This is a genomic window from Pseudomonas sp. SDT291_1_S447, from assembly GCF_054070155.1.
In genome coordinates, this window is the sequence record NZ_JBSVXS010000011.1 from 1 (window position 1) to 19,844 (window position 19,844).

The window sequence follows — 19,844 nt, forward strand, 5'->3', positions numbered from 1 at the left end:
TGCATGCCCTTGTAGGAGCTGCCGAAGGCTGCGATCTTTTGCGGTTATTTAGCGCCGTGCTCACGCCCGCGCAGCAGGTTGTTCGGCATCGCAATCGCCGCTGCCAACCCCAGCAACGACACCGCTGCACTCACCCACAACAAGTGCCGGAATGTCACCAGCAATTCCGCCCGCAAGGCGTCCTGCGCATCCCCCGGTGCGGCGTTCAAACCATCGAGCAGAACGTTGCCGGAATGCCCCTCGCTCATCAGCGAACTGCTCGCCAGATGGGCGAAACTCGAATCCTGCAACAACGCCAGCAACAGCGCCGACATCAACGCCACGCCCACCGCGCCGCCGAGAGAGCGAAACAGGTTGGTGGTGCTGGTGGCCACGCCGATGTCGCGTTGTTCCACCGAATTCTGTGTGCCGACCAGCGAAGTCGGGAACTGCATGCCGCTGGAAATACCACAGAGCAACATGAACAGTGCGCTGATCAGCGTCGCCTCCGGTGGGCTGAATGCCATGCCGAGAATCGCGATCGGCATCAGCAGAGCGCCGCTCAGAATCTGTGGTTTGTAACGCCCGGTGATCGACGTGCGCCGGCCGGCGAAAAATGCACCAATCGGCAACCCCATCGCCAATGGCAACAAGTGCAAAGCGGCGCTGTCAGCTCCGGCACCGGTCACGGTCTGAAAGCGCAGCGGCATCAGCACAATCAGCGAAATCGCCTGGAAACTGGTAAAGAAAATCGTGCACCAGCACAGCAACGCATTGCGGTTGGCAAACAGGTGCATCGGCAGCAAAGGCTCCCGCGCCCGGCGCTCGTGCCAGACAAACACCGCCAGTACCACCACCGCACAGGCGAACAGGCCAAGCACTTCACCGCTGCGCCACGAATGACCCTGACCAACCTGAGTAATGCCCAGCAACAGGGCAGTGAGGCCGATGATCATCAACAACGTACCGAGGTAGTCGATGACTGGTTTGCGCTGCGGAATCGGCAGCCCGCGCAAGTTGCGCCGCGCCACCCACCAGGCACCGAGGCCCAGCGGCAGGTTGATCAGAAACACCCAGCGCCACGACAGGTATTCGGTCATGTACCCGCCAAGCACCGGGCCGGCGACGCTGGCCACCGCGTACATGCTGCTGAAGTAACCCTGATAACGCCCGCGTTCACGCGGCGGCACGATGTCGCCGATGATCGCCTGACTCACCGAAATCATCCCGCCGGCGCCGATGCCCTGAAGGATCCGCGCCAGCACCAGTTGCTCCATGCTTTGCGCCATGCCGCAAAACAGTGAGGCGAGGGTGAACAGGCCCATGCCGAACAGCATCAGTTTGCGCCGCCCGTACAAGTCGCCGAGCTTGCCGTAGATCGGCACGGCCACCGTCATCGCGACCATGTACCCGGAAATCACCCAGGCCAACAGGCTGACGTCCTTGAACTGCGCAGAGATGGCCGGCATCGACACGGCGACGATGGTTTGATCCAGCGCGCCGAGAAAGATCGCCATCATCAGCGCCACCAGCACGCTGCGAATGGCCGGTTTGGGCGTTTCGGGGTGATTGAGATTGGTCACGGGCAAAACCTGCGGGCAGTGAGAGTCCCGCAGATCGTCAGGCGAGCGGGGATGCTCGCCAGTGTAAGTCGATAGGAAGCTATTCGATAGCCTCGTACGGAAGTCCGACGTAATTTTCTGCAATGGTTTTTCGCCCTGCTTCTGAACTGACAAAGTAGTCCAGTTCCGAGGCGCTGATGCGTTGGCTGAAAGCGTCGTGATCATCGAAACGGTGAAGCACCGAAGTCATCCACCAGGAAAACCGCTCGGCTTTCCACACGCGGCGCAGGCAGATTTCCGAGTACTTCTCGAGCAGATCGGTGCGGCCGTCGCGGTAAACCTTCAGCAGAATATTGAACAGCGTACTGACGTCGCTGGCGGCCAGGTTCAAGCCCTTGGCGCCGGTGGGCGGGACGATATGCGCAGCGTCGCCGACCAGAAACATCCGCCCGTATTGCATCGGCTCGACGACAAAACTGCGCAGCGGCGCGATGCTTTTTTCGATCGAAGGGCCGGTGACCAGTTTCTCGGCAAGCTCTACTGGCAGACGATTTTTCAACTCATCCCAAAAGCGCTGATCGCTCCAGTCATCGACGTTTTCATCCGCCGGTACTTGCAGGTAATAGCGGGTGCGGGTGGCCGAACGCATGCTGCACAAGGCAAAGCCGCGTTCATGGCGGGCGTAGACCAACTCGTCATGCACCGGCGGCGTGTCCGCCAGAATGCCCAGCCAGCCAAACGGATAAACCCGCTCGAATACTTTCAGGCAATCGGTGGGAATCGACTGCCGCGCGACGCCGTGGAAGCCGTCGCAACCGGCAATGTAATCGCAATCGACGCGAAAGGTTTCGCCGTCCTTTTCAAAGGTGACGAAAGCTTCGTCGCTTTTCATGCCATGAGGAACGACATTGCTTGCCTGGTAAATGGTAGGCGCGCCAGCCTCCCGACGAGCGGCCATCAGGTCGCGGGTGACTTCGGTCTGGCCGTAGATCATCACGCTCTTGCCGCCAGTCAGTGCGTGCAGATCGATGTGCACCTGACGTCCGTCCAGGGCCAGATCGAAACCGCCATGCACCAGCCCTTCGGCGTCCATGCGCTGACTCACGCCAGCCTGACGCAACAGCTCTACCATGCCTTGTTCAAGCACACCGGCGCGGATGCGGCCGAGGACGTAATCCGGGGTCTGACGTTCGAGGATAAGGGTGTCGATGCCGGCGTTGTGCAATAACTGGCCGAGGAGCAATCCGGACGGACCGGCGCCGATAATGGCGACTTGGGTTTTCAGCGTTTTCATTGTTTTTATGACTCGCAAGCTTCACGCGGCCAAGACCGGTGAATGATTTTTATGGATCGAGTGCTTGCATTTTTCCCTTGCGGGTCTGTCAATTGAAGGTGAAAACTGAGCCGATACCTGTACATTCTGCCAATCGGTGCGATTATCGCCCACAACCCCGAGGCCTGGATTGAAGTGATGAACAAGCCTGAGCTGCCTTCGATTCCAGTGTTCAAGCTCTACGGTGAAAGCCTGGACTGGCCGACCCCCGACTTGCTGCACTGTGAAACCATTTCCTCCCGCAGTCGCGAACACGAGTGGGAAATCAAACCCCACCGCCATGCTGATTTGTGCCAGTTACTCTTCGTCTTCAAAGGTCAGGCAGAGCTTGAGATCGAAGGGCAACGCACGCAACTCCAAACTCCGGCGATTCAAGTGCTGCCACCGTTATCGGTGCACGGCTTTCGTTTTTCCGAAGACGTCGAAGGGTTCATCGTTACCCTAGCCACACCGCTGATCAACCACTTGCAGGCGCAACTGGGCGATTCGGTACACGCGCTGGCCAGCGCAGAAAACTACCCGGCCGGCCACGACGGCGATTACCTCAACAGCCTGTTCTCGGCGTTGCAGGCTGAATACAACGGTCATCAACCAGCACGTGAAATGCTCATGCATTCGCTGGTCAGCGTGATCATGGTCTGGGTCAGCCGGCAGGCGATCGTGCGGCACAAAGCCAGTCAGCGGCCGCAACGTCAGCGCGAATACCTCAACGGTTTTATTCAGTTGGTCGAGGAGACTTACCGCCAGCACGTCAAGGTCGAAGACCTGGCCCATCGCTTGGGCATTTCGGTGTCGCACCTCAACGGCACGTGCCGTGAGCTGGCCGGGCAACCGGCGTTGCAGATCATGCATGAACGTCAGTTACTGGAGGCCAAGCGCTTGCTGACGTACACCAGCATGACGATTTACGAGATGTCGGAGTTGTTGGGGTTTTCCGACCCGACCAACTTCACGCGGCTGTTTCGGCGTAGGGTGGGGATCTCGCCAAAGGCTTTCCGCGACAGCCTCAAGGCCGAGCATTAATCTCATAAACGCCGCAAAAACCTGTGGGAGCTGGCTTGCCAGCGATAGCGGTGGCCCAGTCACCTTCAATGCTGAATGTCAGACCGCAATCGCTGGCAAGCCAGCTCCCACAGGTGATGAGTCAACCTCAGGCTCAGCGCAATGCGTTCAGCGTGGCATTGTGCGGAATACAGCGCTCGAAGTTGCAGCTCGCATATTCGCGCGGCAACTGTCGCAACTGCTCGACCCGCCAGGCAGCGGTGCCGTACAGCGCCAGCGTGGCGGCGCAGGTGATGAAAATCGCGACGTACCTTCTTGTTTTGATGTTCATGGCGTTGACCTCTGAACGACATACCCTGCGGTATTACTTTCAGCATAGGTCAGCGCTGGGGAGTTGCCAGCGAGTGCGCTTGAGGATTTAACCGACCATTCAGCACGCTGATGAACCCTTTGTGGGAGCGAGCTTGCTCGCGAAGAGGGCGTGTCAGCCAATGCAGATTTCGAATGAAATTCCCTCTTCGCGAGCAAGCTCGCTCCCACAGTGGATTGGGTTTACAGGCCGATATCCCATTGCGGATTTTCAGGAAAGCGCTCTACCAGAAAATCCAGCATGCTACGCAGCGCCGCCGGCATGTGTTTGCGCGAGGCATAGACGGCGTAGATGCTCATCTGCCGCGGCTCCGCATGGGGCAGCAGTCGCACCAGTTCACCGCTGTGAATATGCACCCCCGCCTGGTAGGTCGGCAGCATCGCCACCCCGGCGCCCGCCAATGTCGCGCGCAATAACGTGCTGGCCTCGTTGGCGCTGATATTGCCCTGTACCGGCACCGAAACCGGTTCGCCATCCTCCTCGAAATGCCACAGGCTCTTGCCGAAATACGAGTGCGTCAGGCAGTTATGCCGACTCAATTCCTCGACCCGCAACGGCGCCGCTTGCTCCTTTAGATAAGCCGGCGCAGCGCAGACAACCGAACGACAAACGGTCAGGCGTCGGGCAATCAGGTTGGGGTCGAGATCGTTACTGGTACGAATCGCCAGATCGATCCGCTCATCCACCAGATTCACCGTGCGATCGAGCATTTGCAGGTCGATGCTGACTCCGGGATAGCGTTTGACGTACGCGGCCATCGCATCGGCCAGTTGGGCCTGGCCGAACGAGGTACTGACGCTGATCCGCAGCAGCCCGCGCGGGGCGTCGTGGGGTTCGCTGACGGCGGCCTGCATGTCCGTCGACAGTTCGATCATCTGCCGGCAACGCGGCAGGATTTCACTGCCGGCGGCGGTCAGGCTCAACTTGCGCGTGGTGCGGTGCATCAGACGTGCGCCGACCCAGTCCTCCAGCTCCGCCAGATAACGCGAAACCACTGGTCGCGAAAGGTCCAGATGATCGGCCGCTGCCGACTGGCTGCCCAGATCCACGACGGTGACAAACACCCGCATTGCTTGGAGACGATCCATGATTTGCCCGATTTCAGAAACAAACTATGTTCAAGCATCGCATTTTTTGTACTGAGTCAGGCAACTAAGCTCTGTCCCATCGCCAAACACGGCATTCGGACACCGGAGCAACAGATGATCGGCTTCACCACACTCAAACGCGTTCTGCTCGCCACCGCTTCCTTGGGTTTCGCCGCGCATGCAGCGGCTGCCAACCTGACCCTCGATGTCTACAACCCGGGGACCAACGCGATTTTTCCGGTGACTTCGGTACTGGTCAGCGGCGAGAAAGACGCGATCCTCGTCGATGCGCAATTCGGCAAGTCCCAGGCTGAACAGGTTGTGGAAAAGATCCGCGCCAGCGGCAAGCACCTGACCACCATCTACATCAGCCACGGTGACCCGGATTACTACTTCGGCCTCGACACCCTGACTAAAGCATTCCCGGATGCCAAGGTAGTGGCCTCACAACCGACGGTTGATCACATCAATAAAACCGTCGCCGGCAAACTGGCTTTCTGGGGCCCGAAAATGGGCACCGATGTGCCTGCGAAAACCATCGTGCCGGGCGTGCTCAAGGGCGACAGCCTGATGCTCGAAGGGCAGAAATTGCAGGTGGTCGGCCTCGACGGCAAACAACCGGATCGCAGTTTTGTGTGGATTCCGTCGCTCAAAGCCGTGGTCGGTGGCGTGGTTGTCGCCGAAAACATCCATGTGTGGATGGCTGACACCCAGACCGCGCAATCTCATGCGGACTGGCTGGAAACCCTGCACTCGATCGAAACCCTCAAGCCGAACACCGTGGTGCCGGGGCATTACCTCGGCAACAGCAGCCGTTCGCTGGCCAGCGTGAAATTCACCGCCGACTACATTAAGGCTTTTGACGTGGAAACCGCCAAGGCCAAAGATTCCGCCGCACTGATCGCCGCGATGAAAAAACGCTACCCGACACTGGGTGAAGAAAGCTCGCTGGAGCTGAGCGCGAAAGTCGCCAAGGGCGAAATGCAGTGGTAAGTCGAATCTGAAAACGCAGCACTCTCAAGCCAACTGGAGAATGTCATGAGCAAGATCGCAATCATTGGTGCCACCGGCCGTGCCGGTAGCCAACTGCTGGAAGAAGCCCTGCGTCGTGGCCATAGCGTGACCGCTATCGCCCGCGACACTTCGAAGATCGGCGCGCGTAACGGTGTGGTCAGCAAGAATGTCGATGTGCTGGATGCCGCAGCGTTGCAAGACGCGGTGACCGGTCACGATGTGGTGATCACCGCTGCGCATTTCGCCACCGTGCCTGCGGCGGCGATTGTCGGGCCGGTGAAGCAGGCTGGGGTGAAGCGTCTGTTGGTGGTGGGCGGTGCCGGTTCGCTGTTGCTGCCGGACGATACGCGAGTGATCGACAGCGCGGGTTTCCCGGCGGAGTACAAAGCTGAAGCCAGTGCCGGTGCGGCGTTTCTTGAGGCGTTGCGTCAGGAGCAGGATCTGGACTGGACCTTTTTGTCGCCGTCGGCGGAGTTTGTCGAAGGGGAGCGCACGGGGAGTTTCCGTGTCGGCGAGGATCATTTGCTGGTGAGTGCCGAGGGGCGTAGCTGGATTACTTTTGCTGATTACGCGATTGCGCTGATCGACGAAGTGGAAACGCCGAAGCATTCGCGTCAGCGGTTTACTGTTGGGTATTGAGTGAAACTTCGCCCCTCACCCCAGCCCTCTCCCGAAGGAGAGGGAGCCGACCGAGGTGTCTGGCGCTGTACATCGACCTGAAAAATCCAGTCGATTATGGATTCAAAGGCAATCGTTCAGGTCGCTGAACCTCTTCAATATCCCCCGGTCAGTCCCCTCTCCCTCTGGGAGAGGGTTAGGGTGAGGGGAAAAAAGCCTCACCGCAAATGCGCCTGCTCTACCAACCAGATCATCAATTCCTCAAGCGGCGGCGATGCCTCAATCCCCGGCGGCAACACCACGTAATACGCCAACCCCGTCTTCACCTTCAACTCAAACGGCATCACCAGCCGCCCCGCGCGCAAGTCATCACCAATCAACGACCAATCGCCAATCGCCACCCCCGTCCCGTGCGACGCCATCGACATCGCCTGATCCAGCGTTTCGAAATGCTGACCGCTGCCGAGGTTGTTCAGTCGCAGCTCAGCCGCGTCCAGCCACACCGACCAATCCTGAATATCGTGAGTGGGGTGCAGCAGCAGATGCTGTTGCAGATCTGCCGGTGAATTCAGCGCTGGCGAGCCCTTAAGCAAAACCGCTGAACACACCGGTGTCAGCTGCTCGTCGAACAGGTGCAGCGCGCCCGGCGAGTTGTCCGGTGGCGGGCCGTAGATCACCGCGGCATCGAATTGCTCACGCTGGAAGTCCACGCCGTGTTGCAGCGAGGCGGTGAGTTTCACTGGCACGTCCGGGCGTTCTTTCTGCCATTGCAGCAAGCGCGGCAGCAGCCAGCGCATCACGCAGCTCGGCGCTTTGAGTTGCAGGGTTTCGCGCTGCAGGCCGATTTGCTCGGTCGCTTCGCTGATCAGGCCGAAGACTTTTTCCACCCGCGGTAGCCATTCACGTCCTTCGGCGGTCAGCGCCAGGCCACGGGCCAGGCGGATGAACAGCGGATAACCGAGATGCGCTTCCAGCCCGGCGATCTGCCGGCTCACTGCGCCCTGGGTGATGTGCAACTGCTCGGCGGCGCGGGTGAAGTTGCAGCACTGCGCGGTGACCAGAAACGTATGCAGGGCGGGCAGGGGAGGCAGGCGTTTCATGGGGAACCAAGGTATGACGTGAGGACATGGCTAGTATGACTTTTAATCGATTGTTGCCGCTACCTGCCGACCGTTCAATGAGCCCATTCCCGGAATCATTGTGGGAGCGAGCTTGCTCGCGAATACGGTTTTCAATTCAGCATTGATCTAGCTGACACACCGCTTTCGCGAGCAAGCTCGCTCCCACATTTGATTCGGCGTATCGATCAAATATGAAGGGCAATCGACATGGCGACGTGTGGCGAAGTACTGGTCAAGTTACTCGAAGGTTATGGGGTCGAGCAGGTGTTCGGCATTCCCGGGGTACACACCGTGGAGCTGTATCGCGGGCTGGCGCGTTCGAGCATTCGTCACGTCACGCCTCGGCATGAGCAGGGCGCCGGTTTCATGGCTGACGGCTACGCGCGCACCGCTGGCAAACCGGGTGTGTGCTTCATCATCACCGGCCCGGGCATGACCAACATCACCACCGCGATGGGTCAGGCGTACGCCGATTCGATCCCGATGCTGGTGATCTCCAGCGTGCAATCGCGCAGTCAGTTGGGCGGCGGTCGCGGCAAGCTGCATGAGTTGCCGAACCAGAGCGCACTGGTCGGCGGTGTCGCGGCGTTCTCTCACACCCTGATGTCGGCGTCGGAATTGCCGGGCGTTCTCGCTCGCGCATTCGCTTTGTTCCAGGCCGGCCGTCCACGTCCGGTACACATCGAAATTCCGTTGGACGTGCTGGTCGAAAATGCCGATGAATTACTCGCCAGCGTACCGGTCAATATCGACCGCGCCGGCGCTGCGCCGGTTGCCGTCAAACGCATGAGCGAGCTGCTGGCTGAAGCCAGACGTCCGCTGATTCTGGCTGGCGGCGGTGCCATCGACGCAGCGCCGAAATTGACTCGACTCGCCGAGTTGCTCGGCGCTCCGGTGGCGCTGACCATCAACGCCAAAGGCATGCTGCCGGGCAACCATCCGTTGCTGATCGGCTCGACTCAGACGCTGGTTGCCACCCGCGCGCTGGTGGCTGATGCCGACGTGGTTTTGGCCATCGGCACTGAGTTGGCCGAGACCGATTACGACGTGACCTTCGCTGGCGGTTTCGAGATTCCCGGCAAGCTGCTGCGTATCGATATCGACGCCGATCAGACCGTGCGCAACTACCCGCCGCACCTGGCGCTGGTGGCCGATGCGCGCAACGCCGTGCAGGCCTTGCTGGATGCGCTGTCGCAGGAAAAACTCGGTGAGCGCAGCAGCGATTGGGGCCAGGCTCGTGCCGGCAAACTGCGAGCCGAACTGGCCGCGAGCTGGGACGCGCCGACCCTCGCGCAAACCCGCTTCCTCGACACCGTACTCGAAGAGCTGCCCAACGCCGTGTTCGTCGGCGACTCGACGCAACCGGTGTATACCGGCAACCTGACGTTCAACCCGGATCACCCGCGCCGCTGGTTCAACGCCTCGACCGGCTACGGCACACTCGGCTACGCCTTGCCGGCGGCGATTGGCGCCTGGCTCGGCGGTCAATCCGACCAAGGCGCGCGGCCACCGGTGGTGTGCCTAATCGGCGACGGCGGCCTGCAATTCACTCTGCCGGAACTGGCCAGTGCCGTCGAAGCACGGGTGCCGGTGATCGTCCTGCTGTGGAATAACCAGGGCTACGAAGAGATCAAGAAGTACATGGTCAACCGCGCCATCGAGCCGGTCGGCGTCGACATCTACACCCCGGATTTTGTCGCTGTGGCCAAGGGCCTCGGCTGCGCGGCTGAAGCGATCAGCAGCATCGAACAACTGCGCACCGCGTTGCGTAGCGCAAGCGATCGTCAGGGCCCGACCCTGATTGAAATCGACCAGAACCAGTGGATGCAGGCGGTGGCGCAATGATCAGTTTTCCAACCACACTCGACGGCCTCTACATCAACGGCCAATGGTCGGCCGGCCGTGAACATCTGCGGGTGATCAACCCGGCCACCGAAGCGTTGCTGACCACGGTCAATGGCGGTGACGAGCAAGCAGTCGATCAAGCCGTCGCCGCTGCCACTACAGCGTTCAAGGAATGGTCGCAAACCAGTGGTGCCGAGCGCGGCGCAATCCTGCGCAATATCGCCAATGGTGTGCGCAACGGTCGCGAGCACTTGATGAAACTGCAATCGTGCAACAACGGTAAACCGCAGTTTGAAGCGGCCATCGATGTCGACGACGTGATCGCCACGTTCGAGTATTACGCCGAACTCGCCGAAGGCCTCGACGCCCAGCAGGACAGCAACGTGCCGCTGCCCAGCGATGATTTCAGCGCACGTCTGCGCCGCGAACCGTGCGGAGTGGTCGGGCTGATCGTGCCGTGGAACTTCCCGATGGTCACCACGGCGTGGAAACTCGCGCCAGCGTTGGCGGCGGGTTGCAGCGTGGTGCTGAAACCGTCGGAAGTGACACCGCTGCCGGAACTGGAACTGGCGGCGATCATCGCGGAATCGGGTCTGCCGAATGGCGTGTTCAATCTTGTCTGCGGTACAGGGTTGGCGGTCGGTGCACCATTGGCGGCGGATCCGCGTATCGCCAAAATCTCCTTCACCGGCAGCAATGCGGTCGGCGTGCAAGTGATGCAGCGTGCGGCGGAAACGGTGAAGGGCGTCAGCCTGGAGTTGGGCGGCAAATCTTCGCTGCTGGTGTTGGCGGATGCAGATCTCGATCTGGCGGTTGAGCTGGCCTGTGGCGGCGCATTTTTCAACGCCGGGCAGATGTGTTCGGCGACCAGTCGTGTGCTGGTCGCTGATGAGCTGGAAGAGGAATTCCTCCGTCGCTTGCAGAAACGGGTGCAGGCCATTCGGGTTGCCGATCCGTTCGATGCGGAGGTGGAAATGGGTGCGCTGGTCAATCAGGCGCAGTACCAGCGAGTGCTTGGGCACATCGACCGTGGGCTCAGCGCGGGGGCGCGTTTGCTTTGCGGCGGCAATCGCCCGGCGGACCTGCCGCGCGGCTATTTCTTGCAGCCGACCGTGTTCACCGACGTGCCGCTGGACAGCGCGCTGTGGTGTGAAGAGATTTTCGGGCCGGTGCTGTGTGTGCGCAGTTTCGCCACTGAAGCACAGGCGATTGCCTTGGCCAATGACACGTCGTTTGGCTTGGTAGCCAGTGTGGTGACGAGCGATGCTGCTGCGGCGGATCGCGTGGCCAATGCCTTGCAGGCGGGGATGGTGTGGATCAATGCGCCGCAAGTGATTTTCCCGCAGGCGGCGTGGGGCGGGTACAAGCAGAGCAGTATTGGCCGCGAGCTGGGGCCTTGGGGGTTGGCGGCGTTTCAGGAGATCAAGCATGTGATCCGGGCGGTGTAAAAGCCGACCCTCACCCCAGCCCTCTCCCAGAGGGAGAAGGGGCCGACCGAGGTGTCTGGCGCTGTCCATCGACCTGAGAGATCGAGTCGATTATGGATTCGGTGAAGCATTTTCAGGTCGGTGTATTTCCTGAATATCCCCCAATCAGTCCCCTCTCCCTCCGGGAGAGGGTTAGGGTGAGGGGCTTCTAACGGTCACACCGAAAGTCGCAACCGCGCCAAATCCCTTAACGGCGGCGCACCAAACAGCCGGCTGTACTCACGGCTGAATTGCGACGGACTTTCATACCCCACCCGATACCCCGCCGCCGATGCTTCGAGCCCCTCCGCCAGCATCAACCGCCGCGCCTCTTGCAAGCGCAACTGCTTCTGATACTGCAACGGACTCATCGCCGTCATCGCTTTGAAACGGTGATGCAAGGTCGACACGCTGAGGTTCACTTCTTTGGCCAGGTCATCAATGCGCAGCGGCTGCTCGAAGTTGCCGTTCAACCATTTGATCGCCTGGCTGATGCGATGGCTCTGACTGTTGGCAATCGCGATTTCATACAAACGATGCCCCTGCGGGCTGCGCAGCAGGCGATAAAGAATCTCCCGGCGAATCAGCGGCGCGAGCATGGCGATGTCTTTTGGTGCATCGAGCAAACGCGCCAGACGCAACACGGCATCAAGCATCGAACTGTCGATCTGCTCGACATACAAACCGCGCCCCGTCGGCCGGGTCGGCACGCCCATGGGACCTGCGTCGGCGATCAGTGCGGTGATTTCTGTCGGGTCGATATCCAGGCGCACGGCGAGGATCGGATCCTCCGGCGAAACGTTGACCACGCGCCCGCTCAGCGGCATCGAAACCGACACCACCAGATAATTCAGCGGGTCGTAATTGAAGTACTCGTCGGCCAGCCGCACCTCTTTGCGTCCCTGCGCCATGATGCACAGCGCCGGTTGCGCGAGCACCGGGGCAAAGTCGTGGGATTTTGTGTGGCGCGACATGAATAGCGAGCCGATGGCGGTCTCGTAGCTGCCATCGTCGGTGGTGTTGCGGCGGATGATCGCCGCCAGTTCTGCGCGCTGTTTTTCCATGTCAGCGCTGGGTTCGGCTTGAAAACGATCGAATGACGTCATGCACGGCATCCTCGGCAGGGGAGGTGGAATGGAGCTGAGCATATGTTTGTGCAAGCGCCAGCGGTAGACACATCCTGCGAAATGCTTGCCTGATTCTGCCCAGGATTGTTTCCGCATCCGCCGCCTTACTGCCTTGTAGGAGCTGCCGAAGGCTGCGATCTGTTGATCTTCAAGGCAAAATCAAAAGATCGCAGCCTTCGGCAGCTCCTACACAAAACGCGTATGACAACCGTGTGACGCAGTTTTACAGGTTGTTACAGGTTCTGGATGCAGTCTCGCAGGATTGTGCAACGCGACGGCAGGAATCGACTAACGGCAGAGATCACGTGGCCCTTAACCTTTGATCCTGTCGCAGCCCGTCCCCCGGCTGCCACGCGACTCCCTGGGAGGGTTGAACATGTCCAAGCAGATTCCCGTCAGTCATATGGCCTTCGTTCGAGCGCGCGCCGGGCGTTCGGCGGAACTCGGCGTACGCCTGAGCGCATTGATCGAGCCGTCCCGCGCCGCCCCCGGTTGCCTGAGCTTTGCCTTGCAGCATTCGCAGTGTGATCCCGAGTTGTGGCTGGTCTCCGGGTTCTGGAGCAGTCAGCAAATGATGACCAACTATTTCAACAGCCCGTCGATGGAAATCTTCGCCGAGCTGGTGCAGGAGCTGGTGGTCAACAGCCTCGACTTCCACACCTTCAAGGACGTGTCGGCGACGCAAGCCCTCGGTCAATGCCCGGCGCCGGTACACAAACTCGTCGGTTGAGGGTTTAATGTCCGGCTTGTTTGTCTGAGCCGGGATATGTGACATGGCACGTAAAGAGTTCGAACACTTCGAAGCAGTTTCCGCAGTCGTCCCCGTCGAGTTGGGTGGCAACAAGGGCTATCACGCGGCAATCGCGGTCAAGGCCCTGGTCGATGGCGGTGCACCACGCTTTCACAAACTGCTGAATGATCAGGTCTTCCCCGGCGCCATCGCCGCCGATGAGGCTGCCATCAACGAGCTGGATAACCTCAAGGGCGTCACTGACGACGCCGAGTTGATCTGGTAACGGGTTACTTGGTGGCGCCCGGACGCCACATCTTGAACAGGGCCTCAGGCCCCAGCTGGAAGTAATCCGCCGGCCCGCCGCCGCGCAGAATCGGTTCTGCCGCGGCGGTGTCGTAGATGCCGTCCTTCAACAGCCATTTGGCGATGTGCACGGCGACCACTTCGCCGAGGATCAGCCAGCTCGGCACGGTTTCGCCATCGGCGCGCTGCAACTGAATGATCTGCGTGACCTTGCACTCGAAGGACACCGGACTTTCGGCGACCCGTGGCACCGAAATCACCTTTGACGCGACCGTCGTCAATCCCGCCAATTCGAATTCATTGACTTCAGGCGCGACCATCGCGCAGCTCTGGTTCATCTGCTCGGCCAGTGGTCGGGTGGCGAGGTTCCAGACGAATTCGCCGGTCTGCTCGATGTTGTTCAGGCTGTCTTTGCGCCCGACGCTGGAGAAACCAATGATCGGCGGAATGTAGTTGAAGGCGTTGAAGAAACTGTACGGCGCCAGGTTCAACTGGCCGTGGGCATCCTGTGAGGAAATCCAGCCGATCGGGCGTGGGCCGACGATGGCGTTGAACGGATCGTGGGGCAGGCCGTGGCCGTTGGCGGGTTCGTAGAAATGGATGTCATCGGGCATGGCGGGGGGATCCTGGGGGACGTCGTTGAGCGCTCAATAGTGCAAGCCAGACGCGGCAATTTCCAGTCGAACGATCATTTCCAAACCCGTAAATCCCCCCGTGGGATCTCGGTGAATTCTGAATTTGTGTTCGCCCGGAAATGACTAAGCCCGGCCGAAGCCGGGCTGTGCGCTTTACAGCAGGGGTTAGCTGATGGCAGCCGATTGAGTGCGGTCGTAACCGTCGGCAGCGAAAGTCGCGGAGCCAGTGCGGTCATAGCCGTCTTCAGCGAAAGTCGCAGAGCCAGTGCGGTCGTAGCCATCTTCAGCGAAGGTCGCGGAGCCGGTACGGTCATAGCCATCTTCAGCGACAGCAGCAGAACCGGTGCGGTCATATCCATCAGCAGCAACGGCGGAACCAGTGCGGTCATAACCGTCCGCGGCGAAGGTGTTGGCAGCCAGTACGGACAGGGCGAAGGCAAGGATCAGTTTGGTTTTCATGTTCTTTACTCCAGATTTGTTGGCGGGTGTGTCTTGCATGGGTTTAATGCTACGCCAATTAAGTTGATTGAAAAGCGCAAAATAATGCTAAAAACAATCGATTAAATTGATGTTAAGGGCGGCGGATTTAAATCGCTTGCGTCGTCGAAGCGAACGCCGCGCAGGTCATCGATCAGGTAGGGGCAGAATGCTTCGCCAGCATTAATTAGCGATTAATCGCGTTGCGGCGTGTGTAAGGAATTTTTCATGCGGGTCAGGGAAACGCGGCGACCCCAATCGCGAGCAGGCTTGCTCCCACAGGGAAATGCATTCCAGATGTGGGAGCGAGCCTGCTCGCGAAGAATCCATCACAGCCACCGTTGCAGTGGCTGTGAACAGCCGATCAGTCAGTAACGATGCGCGAGTGCTTCTGGGTGTCTTTCATGGTGATGTACACCAGCAACGACACCGCGATGCACGCCGTTACATACCAGTAGTAACCGGTTTCCATGCCGATGCTCTTGAACCACAGCGCAATGTATTCAGCGGTACCGCCGAAGATCGACACGGTCAGTGCGTACGGCAGGCCAACGCCCAGGGCGCGGATTTCAGTCGGGAACAGTTCGGCTTTCACCACGGCGTTGATCGAGGTGTAGCCGCTGACGATGATCAGCGCCGCCATGATCAGGAAGAACGCGCCCCACCAGGTTTGAATGGTGTGCAGGGTCATCAGGATCGGCACGGTGAAGATCGTACCCAGCACACCGAAGGCGATCAGGATCGGACGACGGCCGATCTTGTCCGACAGGCCGCCGATGATCGGTTGCAGGCACATGAACAGGAACAGCGTGGCGGCAGAAATGGTGGTCGAGTCGGAGATGCTCATGCCGACGGTGTTCACCAGATACTTCTGCATGTAGGTGGTGTAGGTGTAGAACGCCAGGGTGCCGCCCATGGTCAGGCCGACCACAGTCAACAGCTCTTTGGGGTGGCGCATCAAGGTGCGCATCGCGCTTTCCTTGGACTTTTCTTTCTTGGTGAAAGACTCGGTTTCTTCCATGCCGCGACGCAAGTACAGCGCCACGACCGCACACAGCGCGCCGATGGCGAACGGGATACGCCAGCCCCACGCGTACAGCTGTTCAGTGGTCAGCACGTTCTGTAGCACGATCAGCACGCCCAGCGCGATGAGCTGGCCGGAGATCAGGGTCACGTACTGGAAGCTCGAGAAGAAGCCGCGACGTTCCTTGGTCGCCATCTCCGAGAGATAGGTCGCCGAGGTGCCGTATTCGCCACCGACCGACAGGCCTTGCAGCAGTCGGGCGAACACCAGCAGGATCGGTGCGCCGATGCCGATGGTTTCGTAGTTTGGGCTGAGGGCGATCAGCAGCGAGCCGAAGCACATCAGGTAGACCGACGCCATCAGGGCTTTTTTACGGCCGACCTTGTCGGCGTACATGCCCATCAGCCAGCCACCGATCGGACGCATCAGAAAGCCGACGGCGAAAATCGCAGCGGTGTTCATCAGTTGGGCGGTGGTGGAGCCGGCAGGGAAGAAGGTTTTCGCGAAGTACAGGGAGAAGGCGGCATACACATACCAGTCGTACCACTCGACCATGTTGCCGACGGAACCGCTGAAGATCGATTTGATCCGGCTGGCGGTGGTTCTTTCTTTGGCCGGCACGGCAGCCGACCCAAGTGGCAGGGCGTTGGAGTTATCCATTGAAGGATCCTTCGTTTAATTGTTTTTGTGGAGCGCGTTGGAACGCAGCCTGCGAGGGCTATAGCAGGACGTGTGCCAACGGGGAGAGTGGCGGTTTAGAGGGGGTGGCGGGATTGGGTGAGCGGGATATCGCCGAAGGATCTGGTTTGATGAGCGGATTTCCGCTTATTGGGGCGAAGATCAAAACCCCCTCACCCTAGCCCTCTCCCGGGGGGAGAGGGGACTGACCGAGTGGATTATCCGAGGTACACCGACCTGAAATACCGAGTCGAACTCAGGTTTCGAAAAGCATGAAGATCGGCTCCCTTTCCCCCTCGCCCCCCCTGGGGGAGAGGGCTGGGGTGAGGGGGATAGATTTCAGCCACACCAAAAATCCCGATCCTGCCTCACTCAGCCAAAAACATCTCCCGACTCAACCCATGCCGCTGCATCTTTTCATTGAACGTGCGGCGCGGCAGTTGCAGCTCTTCCAGCACCGCTTTCACATCGCCCTTGTGCCGGGTCAGCGCCGCGCGCAAACACTGCGCCTCAAACGCCTCCTGCTGCGCCGCCAGCGATTGCCCCGGATCAATCCCCGGTGCCGGCTCATCCAGCCCCAGCACTTGACGTTCGGCAACGTTCGCCAGTTCGCGCACGTTGCCCGGCCAGTCGTGGCTGAGCAGATGACTCAATTGCGCGCCACTCAAGGGGGGAAAGGTGCGCCCCAAGCGTTCAGCGGCATTGTGGGCGAAGGTTTCGAACAGCAACGGGATGTCTTCGCGGCGATCGCGCAGCGGCGGCAAACGCAGTTCGGCGACGTTCAGGCGATAGGCCAGATCCTCGCGAAAACGCCCGGCCCGAGCTTCATCGAGCAGATCCGGTTTGGTCGCCGCGACAATGCGCAGGTCGACACGAATGCTCTGGTTCGAGCCCAACCGCTCAAGCTTCTGTTCTTGTAAAACCCGCAGCAGTTTCACCTGTTGCGCCAGCGGCATGCTTTCGATTTCATCGAGAAACAGTGTGCCACCGTCGGCGTATTCCAGCTTGCCGATGCGCTTGCCCGAGGCGCCGGTAAACGCGCCGCTCTCGTGGCCGAACAACTCGGCCTCGAACAGCTGCTCAGGAATTGCCGCACAGTTCAGCGCCACAAATGGCTTGGCCGCGCGCGGGCCGAAATCATGCAGGCATCGCGCAACCAGTTCCTTGCCGCTGCCGGTTTCACCACGGATCAACACGTTGACCGGCAGCGTCGCCAGATCCAGCACCTGCCGGCGCAACGTCTGCAAACCACGGGACACGCCGAGCAACGTCGCATCGAGTTTTGCGCGGTTATCAGCCTGTTCGTGCAGCGCACGGTTTTCCAGAATCAGCCGGCGTTTGTCCAGCGCCCGGCGCAAGCTGCCGAGCAGGGTTTCCGGGCTGAACGGTTTTTCCAGAAAGTCGTAAGCGCCGTCGCGCATCGCCTCGACGGCCATCGGTACATCGCCATGGCCGGTGAGCAGAATCACCGGCAGATCAGCGTCGCGTTTTTGCACCTCGGCCAATAACGCCAGGCCGCCCATGCCGGGCATGCGCACGTCGCTGAGGATCACCCCGGCAAAGTGCGCGGGCAGGGCGGCGAGGCATTCTTCGGCGCGGCTGAACAACTGCACCTCGAAGCCTGACAGGCTCAGCCACTGCTCGACGGCGCTGCGAATGCTGCTTTCGTCATCGACCACCATCACTGAATTGAGCATCAGATGTGTGCCTCCAGATCGATCGGCAAAGTCAGGCTGAACACCGCGCCGCTGTCGCCATTTTCAGCACTCAGACGGCCGCCGGATTCATGCACGATAGCGAAGGATACCGCCAACCCGAGGCCCAGGCCGTCACCCACCGGTTTGGTGGTGAAAAACGGATCGAACACCTGGCCCAAATGCTCTTCGGCAATCCCGCCGCCATTGTCGCTGACGTTCAGACGCCACAATTGTTCATCGGCTTCCAGACGGATTTCCAGACGTTTGCAGGGTTTGCCCTGCATCGCATCGAGGGCGTTGCGCAGCAGGTTGATCAGCACCTGTTCGAGACGAATCGCATCACCGCGCACCCACGCCGGACGCGTCAGGTGCAGCACCAGACTGACCTGTTCGTCGCGCAGCCGTGCATCGAGTAACTGCAAGGATTGATCAACCACCGTCGCCAGATCCAGCCGCTCACGCAAGCCGCTGGGGCTTTTGCGCGCGAAGGTCTTGAGGTGGCCGGTGAGGGCAGCCATGCGCGTGAGCATCTCGTCGACCGGTTTCAACGCTTTATAGGCATCGTCGACGCGGCCATGCTCGAGCAGCAGACGCAAGGTCGCCAGTTGCATGCGCTGAGCGGTCAGCGGCTGATTGATTTCATGGGCCAGCGCAGCGGACATCTGCCCCAGCGCGGCGAGTTTGGCTGATTGCACCAGACCGTCCTGCGCAGTGCGCAAGTCGCGGGTGCGTTCTTCCACCAACTGTTCAAGTTCTTCACGGTTGCGCTGGCGGATTTTCGACAGGCGCCAGCGCTGGTTGAGAAACAGCAATAGAAACACCAGCGCCAGCCACACCCCGGCGGCGGCCAGTCCGGCGTTGCGCAGGTCTTCGAAGGCCACTTGCGGATGACGCAGCAGGTGCAGGGTCCAGCCTTCGGCGCTCAGGGGCAGCGATTCCCACAGATAATCCGCTGTGCCTTGCGGGCCTTCGACGCGGCGCAGGTCACTGTTGTCATCGAAGCTGCGCAGCGACAAGTGGGTCAAGGGCAGCAGCGACTGTTTGTCGTACTGGCGCGTAGCTTTGATCTCGGCCATGTCGCTGGCGCTCAACGGCCGCAGCGCGCGATAACGCCAGCCGGGCTGATTGGCGATGAAAATGATTCCGCGTGCATCGCTGACCAGCAGCGTGTCATTGCCTTGGCTCCATTCCCGTTCCAGCTCGGGAAACTCCAGTTTGACCACCATCGCGCCGAGGAACTCGTCGTGGTTGCCGAGTACCGCACTGGAGAGGAAATAACCGGGAATCCCGCTGGTCACGCCCACCGCATAAAAACGCCCGGTGCCTTGGGTGCGGGTCTGACTGAAGTAGGGGCGGAAGCCGTAGTTGTGACCGACGTAACTGCTCGGCAGGCGCCAGTTGCTTGCGGCCACGGCGAGGCCCGTGTGGTCGAGCAGTTCAAGGGTCGAGGATTGCGCCGCGCCGTTGATCTTTTCCAGTTTCAGATTCAGCGCCGCTTGTTCATCTGCATCGACGGGGCCGGCCAGTGCCGAACGCAATTGCGGATCCAGCGCGAGCACGGCGGGCAGGGCGCGGTAGCGATCGATCAAGGTGTGCAACGAATTGGCATACAGCGCCAGTTGCTGGTTGGCGCGGGCGGCGTCCTCTTCCAGTGCCTGGCGTTCGGCGTGACGGATCGCCAGGGTCGCGGCGAGCGCGGTACCCGCGATGATCAGCAGGGTATAAAACGACAGACGCACAGTACGGGAAGTCGGCAGCATGCTGGGCAAACG

Annotated in this window: 18 protein-coding genes; 7 read left to right on the forward strand and 11 right to left on the reverse strand. The window is 60.3% G+C overall.

Going from position 1 to position 19,844, the window contains the following annotated elements; translation table 11 throughout:
• Positions 1-44: 44 nt before the first annotated feature.
• Positions 45-1,562, reverse strand: coding sequence for an MDR family MFS transporter (locus tag ACW9IR_RS06110; RefSeq protein WP_110718846.1), 1,518 nt, complete (start codon positions 1,560-1,562; stop codon positions 45-47).
• Between the two features lie 79 nt (positions 1,563-1,641).
• Positions 1,642-2,826 carry a 4-hydroxybenzoate 3-monooxygenase gene (gene pobA / locus ACW9IR_RS06115; RefSeq protein WP_457462248.1) on the reverse strand — a complete coding sequence of 395 codons (1,185 nt, stop codon included), beginning with the start codon at positions 2,824-2,826 and terminating at the stop codon, positions 1,642-1,644.
• 186 nt (positions 2,827-3,012) lie between these two features.
• On the opposite strand from pobA, the gene ACW9IR_RS06120 reads away from it, so the two are divergent.
• Positions 3,013-3,897, forward strand: coding sequence for a helix-turn-helix domain-containing protein (locus tag ACW9IR_RS06120; RefSeq protein WP_457462185.1), 885 nt, complete (start codon positions 3,013-3,015; stop codon positions 3,895-3,897).
• A 133-nt stretch (positions 3,898-4,030) separates the two neighbouring features.
• On the opposite strand, the gene ACW9IR_RS06125 is transcribed toward ACW9IR_RS06120, so the two are convergent.
• Positions 4,031-4,207, reverse strand: coding sequence for a hypothetical protein (locus tag ACW9IR_RS06125; RefSeq protein ID WP_007912636.1), 177 nt, complete (start codon positions 4,205-4,207; stop codon positions 4,031-4,033).
• A gap of 221 nt (positions 4,208-4,428) precedes the next feature.
• Positions 4,429-5,334: a LysR family transcriptional regulator gene (locus ACW9IR_RS06130; RefSeq protein ID WP_220038466.1), complete on the reverse strand. Its 906-nt coding sequence runs from the start codon at positions 5,332-5,334 to the stop codon at positions 4,429-4,431.
• Between the two features lie 114 nt (positions 5,335-5,448).
• Here ACW9IR_RS06130 and ACW9IR_RS06135 point away from each other — a divergent pair, with 114 nt between their 5' ends.
• Both ACW9IR_RS06135 and ACW9IR_RS06140 read left to right on the forward strand, forming a co-directional pair.
• Entirely contained in the window at positions 5,449-6,327 is an 879-nt protein-coding gene (locus tag ACW9IR_RS06135; RefSeq protein WP_457462188.1) for an MBL fold metallo-hydrolase, read from the forward strand.
• Between the two features lie 45 nt (positions 6,328-6,372).
• Positions 6,373-6,987, forward strand: coding sequence for an NAD(P)-dependent oxidoreductase (locus ACW9IR_RS06140; protein WP_457462190.1), 615 nt, complete (start codon positions 6,373-6,375; stop codon positions 6,985-6,987).
• Positions 6,988-7,184: 197 nt separating this feature from the next.
• Here the strand turns inward: ACW9IR_RS06140 and ACW9IR_RS06145 are convergent, their stop codons facing one another.
• Complete coding sequence (locus ACW9IR_RS06145) at positions 7,185-8,066, reverse strand: LysR substrate-binding domain-containing protein (RefSeq protein WP_457462192.1); 882 nt, start codon at positions 8,064-8,066, stop codon at positions 7,185-7,187.
• Positions 8,067-8,294: 228 nt separating this feature from the next.
• Here ACW9IR_RS06145 and ACW9IR_RS06150 point away from each other — a divergent pair, with 228 nt between their 5' ends.
• Complete coding sequence (locus tag ACW9IR_RS06150; protein ID WP_457462194.1) at positions 8,295-9,932, forward strand: 5-guanidino-2-oxopentanoate decarboxylase; 1,638 nt, start codon at positions 8,295-8,297, stop codon at positions 9,930-9,932.
• Entirely contained in the window at positions 9,929-11,380 is a 1,452-nt protein-coding gene (locus ACW9IR_RS06155) for an aldehyde dehydrogenase family protein (protein WP_457462196.1), read from the forward strand. Before ACW9IR_RS06150 ends, ACW9IR_RS06155 begins: the two co-directional genes overlap by 4 nt.
• A gap of 194 nt (positions 11,381-11,574) precedes the next feature.
• On the opposite strand, the gene ACW9IR_RS06160 is transcribed toward ACW9IR_RS06155, so the two are convergent.
• Positions 11,575-12,504: an AraC family transcriptional regulator gene (locus tag ACW9IR_RS06160; RefSeq protein ID WP_102901084.1), complete on the reverse strand. Its 930-nt coding sequence runs from the start codon at positions 12,502-12,504 to the stop codon at positions 11,575-11,577.
• A gap of 397 nt (positions 12,505-12,901) precedes the next feature.
• Here ACW9IR_RS06160 and ACW9IR_RS06165 point away from each other — a divergent pair, with 397 nt between their 5' ends.
• Positions 12,902-13,255: a putative quinol monooxygenase gene (locus ACW9IR_RS06165; protein WP_102901085.1), complete on the forward strand. Its 354-nt coding sequence runs from the start codon at positions 12,902-12,904 to the stop codon at positions 13,253-13,255.
• A 43-nt stretch (positions 13,256-13,298) separates the two neighbouring features.
• Positions 13,299-13,541, forward strand: a complete 243-nt coding sequence (locus ACW9IR_RS06170; protein ID WP_016985292.1) for a hypothetical protein — start codon at positions 13,299-13,301, stop codon at positions 13,539-13,541.
• Between the two features lie 4 nt (positions 13,542-13,545).
• Here the strand turns inward: ACW9IR_RS06170 and ACW9IR_RS06175 are convergent, their stop codons facing one another.
• The 5 genes from ACW9IR_RS06175 to ACW9IR_RS06195 form a co-directional block, all read right to left on the reverse strand.
• A complete protein-coding gene (locus tag ACW9IR_RS06175) occupies positions 13,546-14,175 on the reverse strand; it encodes a flavin reductase family protein (protein ID WP_102901086.1) in 630 nt (209 codons plus the stop codon).
• A 186-nt stretch (positions 14,176-14,361) separates the two neighbouring features.
• A complete protein-coding gene (locus ACW9IR_RS06180; RefSeq protein ID WP_102901088.1) occupies positions 14,362-14,655 on the reverse strand; it encodes a hypothetical protein in 294 nt (97 codons plus the stop codon).
• Between the two features lie 382 nt (positions 14,656-15,037).
• A complete protein-coding gene (locus ACW9IR_RS06185) occupies positions 15,038-16,357 on the reverse strand; it encodes an MFS transporter (RefSeq protein ID WP_007912608.1) in 1,320 nt (439 codons plus the stop codon).
• A 386-nt stretch (positions 16,358-16,743) separates the two neighbouring features.
• Complete coding sequence (locus ACW9IR_RS06190) at positions 16,744-18,072, reverse strand: sigma-54-dependent transcriptional regulator (protein ID WP_102901089.1); 1,329 nt, start codon at positions 18,070-18,072, stop codon at positions 16,744-16,746.
• Positions 18,072-19,832, reverse strand: coding sequence for an ATP-binding protein (locus tag ACW9IR_RS06195; RefSeq protein ID WP_457462200.1), 1,761 nt, complete (start codon positions 19,830-19,832; stop codon positions 18,072-18,074). Before ACW9IR_RS06195 ends, ACW9IR_RS06190 begins: the two co-directional genes overlap by 1 nt.
• Between the last annotated feature and the right edge of the window lie 12 nt (positions 19,833-19,844).